This window comes from Neobacillus rhizosphaerae (assembly GCF_050477885.1).
GTDB lineage: Bacteria > Bacillota > Bacilli > Bacillales > Cytobacillaceae > Neobacillus > Neobacillus rhizosphaerae_A.
On sequence record NZ_JBCNAC010000200.1, the window covers coordinates 1 to 4,542 of the forward strand.

At 41.3% G+C, this 4,542-nt stretch carries 3 protein-coding genes; all 3 read right to left on the bottom strand.

Translation table 11 applies throughout. The annotated features are described in order from the left end of the window. Positions 1–244: 244 nt before the first annotated feature. Positions 245–784: a DJ-1/PfpI family protein gene (locus ABES03_RS25450; protein WP_430121972.1), complete on the bottom strand. Its 540-nt coding sequence runs from the start codon at positions 782–784 to the stop codon at positions 245–247. Between the two features lie 559 nt (positions 785–1,343). Further along, positions 1,344–3,332, bottom strand: coding sequence for a prolyl oligopeptidase family serine peptidase (locus ABES03_RS25455; RefSeq protein ID WP_430121974.1), 1,989 nt, complete (start codon positions 3,330–3,332; stop codon positions 1,344–1,346). A gap of 205 nt (positions 3,333–3,537) precedes the next feature. After that, a partial coding sequence (locus ABES03_RS25460) for a hypothetical protein (RefSeq protein ID WP_430121976.1) occupies positions 3,538–4,542 on the bottom strand: 1,005 nt, incomplete at its 5' end.

The window sequence follows — 4,542 nt, forward strand, 5'->3', positions numbered from 1 at the left end:
CCCTTCTACGTTACCCGCCACTTCTTTTTCCACCTTCTTCGGGCACGTAGACTCCTTCTACGTTACCCGCCACTTCTTTTTCCACCTTCTTCGGGCACGTAGACACGTTCTACGTTACCCGTCGCTCCTTTTTCCACCTTCTTCGGGCACGTAGACTCCTTCTACGTTACCCGTCGATCCTTTTTCCACCATCTTCGGGCACGTAGACATTAGAAAAAGAGCTTGGTACCCCCAAGCTCTTTTTCTATTCCTGATACCATCGCTCATCAAAGGAGAGGTTCAATGCCTCCCCTAACATCTTGCCAAATCTGATAAAGCCTCTTCCTCTTGCAGTGATCAACTTCCCATCCTGAACAACCAGCTCATCTGAATAATTGTCACTTTCAAAAACCCCCGAAAGGATCCTAGCCTCTTCCGTCATCCCAACGGTATATTTTTTCCCCTTTAATAAACCTGCTTTTGCCAAAAGGAACGGAGAACTTGAAATGCTTGCAATCACAGATACATTCTTTTCTAGCAGACTTAAAAACTCAAATAGTCTTGTTTCGTCCTTTAATGCAAAAATATCCATACACCCTGTTAACAATAGGCTATCGATATCTTCGAGGTTTACCTCTTCAATGGTCATGTCAGGTACAACGGTCAGTCCCGCTTCCCCTCTAATGGGCTCATGATTTAGCCCGACAATGATAACTGGTTTCTCTCCCTGCATCAAGATCGATAACGCGACACTAAGTTCATACTCGCTAAATTGTGGGTATAATAGAACGGCTGTTTTTTTCATTATACTTGCGCCCCTTTTTTAAAAAAGGGACTGTAATTCTGAGTAGAATTACGCCCCTTGATATTCATTATTAATGGTTTAATTTAATGCTTCTATTGCAAACATCACTTTCAAATGAGCCCATTTGAACTTCTCTCCATAGACCATAACACCCTTTACATAGATTCTGGAGGCTAAATAGGCGATGAACAGGATGGAAATGACTAAAATGCTGCCGCTCTTTTTCCCCCTTCAAGCATTCCTACAATAGGAACATAATCCTATTTAGCGTAAATGAGAGCATGTTCTTTTTCAAGTATTTTTTACCAATATTAACCTTATACTTCATATATTTACCACCAATTAATTAACAATTAATTTACAATTCTCATATACAAACTCAATAAACGGACTATATAATTAGTCTTGTAATCAATCAATTCCTAAAGGAGTGGTTGTTCATGCTAGATATGTTGATAAGAATAATGATTCTCACTTCGTTTTGTACAATTCTCGCTCCTTAAGTATTTATTTATAAATAAGAGCCGTAATCTCAAAGATTACGGCTTTTTTGTGTTTATTAGAGATTTTCCTCAAGCCATCCGACGATATAATCCAACCGGCTTTTTCGGAGGTTTGGTTTTCCGCTTCTTGAAAGCTCATGGTTTTCTTCCGGGAATCTAATGAATTTCGTTTTCTTGCCTAATCGTTTTAAGGCGATAAATAGTTGCTCGGCCTGTTCAATCGGACAGCGGAAATCCTTCTCACTATGCAAGATTAATAGCGGGGTATCTACATTTTCAACATAGGCAAGAGGAGAGTGCTTCCAAAGTTTTTGAATATCGCGAAAATCTCCATCTATCTGCCACTCTGTGAAATAATAGCCGATATCACTGACCCCATAAAAGCTAATCCAATTCGAGATAGACCGCTGTGTTACCGCCGCTTTAAATCGGTCGGTATGGCCGACAATCCAGTTTGTCATAAAGCCGCCATAGCTTCCGCCAGTCACACCGAGTCGAGTAGCATCAATAAAATCATACGTTGCCAATACATGATCTACGGCAAGCATGAGATCCTGGTAATCATTACCTCCATAATCACCTCGAACGGCATCAACGAATTCTTGGCTATATCCATGGCTGCCTCTCGGATTCACGTATAAGACTGCATAGCCTTTTGCCGCTAAAATTTGAAACTCATTCATATAGGTATTTCCGTACATCATATGCGGACCGCCATGAATTTCAAGTAATAACGGATATTTCTTACCTTTTTCAAAACCAACCGGCTTCATCAACCATCCATGAACCTTCCATCCGTTTGCCCCTTCAAACACAATGGGTTCAGGTTGCGACAGGGTCGTTTCGTATAAGAATGCCTCGTTCACATTTGTTCGCTTTTCTAGCGTGCCTTCTTTTCCTGTAAGACTGAACAGGTACAAGTCGCCAATTTCAGTCGGCCGGCTAATCGCAGCTAGCGCCTTTTTGGATTCAGAATGAATAGAATAACCGTATACATGCTGCTCACCGACAAGCACAGGATCGATGCCACCATGTAAATTGCTATAGTAGAAGTTGGTATTTCCTTTTTCCGACGCTACAAAATAGAATCCATTGCTATCACTGTTCCACAACACCCCCGGGGAAGTCGCGCCCTGGTGGAAGTCTCCCGTCATAAAATCGCCCACTAGTAGATTCCTATCAGTTGTTACGCACTTCATCTCCTTTTTTTGGAAGGAATAAACCCAGATTTTCGTATGCGTGGCATTCTCAAATTCCCGTTTATGTCCGAGCATCCCAAGATAATTGCCATCCGGTGAAAAAGTGGCACTACCAAAGAAGCCAGTAGAATCCGTCACAGAGAAGAATTCCTTTTTACTAATGTCAAATAGAAAAACATCATAGATAAATGAGGCATCCGCGTCCTCTGCTAAATCAGCACCAACCGCGAGATACTTCCCATCCGGTGACCAGGCATAGAGTGAAACATCACGTTCGCCATCGGTAAGCTGCGTTAATTCTCCGTTTTTCACATCAACCGTTACAACCTGCTTGAAGTCCCCCTGCCAAAAACCGCTGGCATCTGATTTATAACGCATGTTCGTCACTTCAAGCGGTACCGGCTTTTCTTGCTTTTTCTCTTCTTTTTTATCAAAAATACTTTGCTCTGATTTGATGGATGTAGTAAAAGCGATCGTGTTACTGTCAGGCGACCAGACAGGGTTGATTGCCCCACTTGGGAGAAACGTTAGTTGCCTTGCCTCTCCACCACTGGCACTTAGAATATGAATCTGGTTTTTTCCGCTTCGGTTGGAGACAAACGCAAGCTCTCTTCCATTCGGGGACCAACGAGGCGAATGATTTTTCCCTTTTCCATACGTCCATTGAACCGGCTGTACATCTTTTTCAATTGTCTGGTAAAAAATTTGTGATTGATATTCATCCATTTCCTGATCAATGGTTGTTTGCACATAAACGAACGATTGACCATCCGGAGAAAATTGTGGATTCACCACAGATTTCAATTCATATAAATCCTTTGATTCGACTCCTCTACCTGCCATCATCGCTGCCTCCAATTAAATTAATCTTCACCTTCTTTTATTTCGACAATAGAAATATGTTTCCCTTCTGGATTAAAAGGGTATTGTGTATGGAAAATACAAAAAACCGAGGAAAATTTCCTCGGTTTCTCTTCAATCTAGCTAATTCTTTTGTATCAGCTTGAACGTTACTTCGTTGTAAGCTACAACTTCTGCAATGTTGAATCTATTACCACTTCAACGATAACAACTGCATCAACTTTTTCACGAATAATACTAAAGAATTGACTGCAGAGTCTAGTTTTGCATTTTCAATTGTTTCAGATGGGCTCACTACTTTTGTTGCTTCTTTAGTAGTTTCGTCTGTTTCAACTGTTGCTGCTTCTTCTGTTTTATCTTCTGCTTCAACTGTGGTAGTTTCTTCAGTTGTACCCTCAGCTTCTACTGCTGTTGTTTCATCTGTTGTACCTTCAGCTTCCACAGTTGCAGTTTCTTCAGTTGTACCTTCTGTTTCAACAGCTGTTGTTTCTTCAGCCGGTTGTTCAGTTACAACTTCTGTTGACTCTTCTGCTGGTTGCTCAGTTACAACTTCTGTTGACTCTTCTTTTTGACCAGCTAATACCGCAGAGTTTGGTGCTGCATGTAATTTTGCTGTTTCACTTGCATGTGCGCTTGCTTGAGACTTTGCTTTGTTAGCTGCAGATGGGTTTACTTTTTCAGTAGTTTCTTCTGCTTTTACTTCTTCAGTTGCATCATCAGATACTACATCTGCTGCATCTTCTGTTGTTTCATCTGCTACAACATCTGTCGCTTCTTCAGTAGTTTCATCTGCTACAACATCTGTCGCTTCTTCAGTAGCATCGTCAGCTTCAACAACCGCTGCTTCTTCTGTTGCATCTTCTTCTTCTACAGTTGCTTCTTCTTCAGTTGTACCTTCTGTTTCAACAGCTGTTGTTTCTTCAGCCGGTTGTTCAGTTACAACTTCTGTTGACTCTTCTGCTGGTTGCTCAGTTACAACTTCTGTTGACTCTTCTTTTTGACCAGCTAATACTGCTGAGTTTGGTGCAGCATGTAATTTTGCTGTTTCACTTGCATGCGCGCTTGCTTGAGACTTTGCTTTGTTAGCTGCAGATGGGTTTACTTTTTCAGTAGTTTCTTCTGCTTTTACTTCTTCAGTTGCATCATCAGTTACTACATCTGCTGCATCTTTAGTAGTTTCATCTGCTACAACATC

Excerpts from the sequence above, each read along its gene's own strand:
- ABES03_RS25450 (WP_430121972.1), bottom strand. The coding sequence starts at position 784 with ATGAAAAAAACAGCCGTTCTATTATACCCACAATTTAGCGAGTATGAA.
- ABES03_RS25455 (WP_430121974.1), bottom strand. The coding sequence starts at position 3,332 with ATGATGGCAGGTAGAGGAGTCGAATCAAAGGATTTATATGAATTGAAA.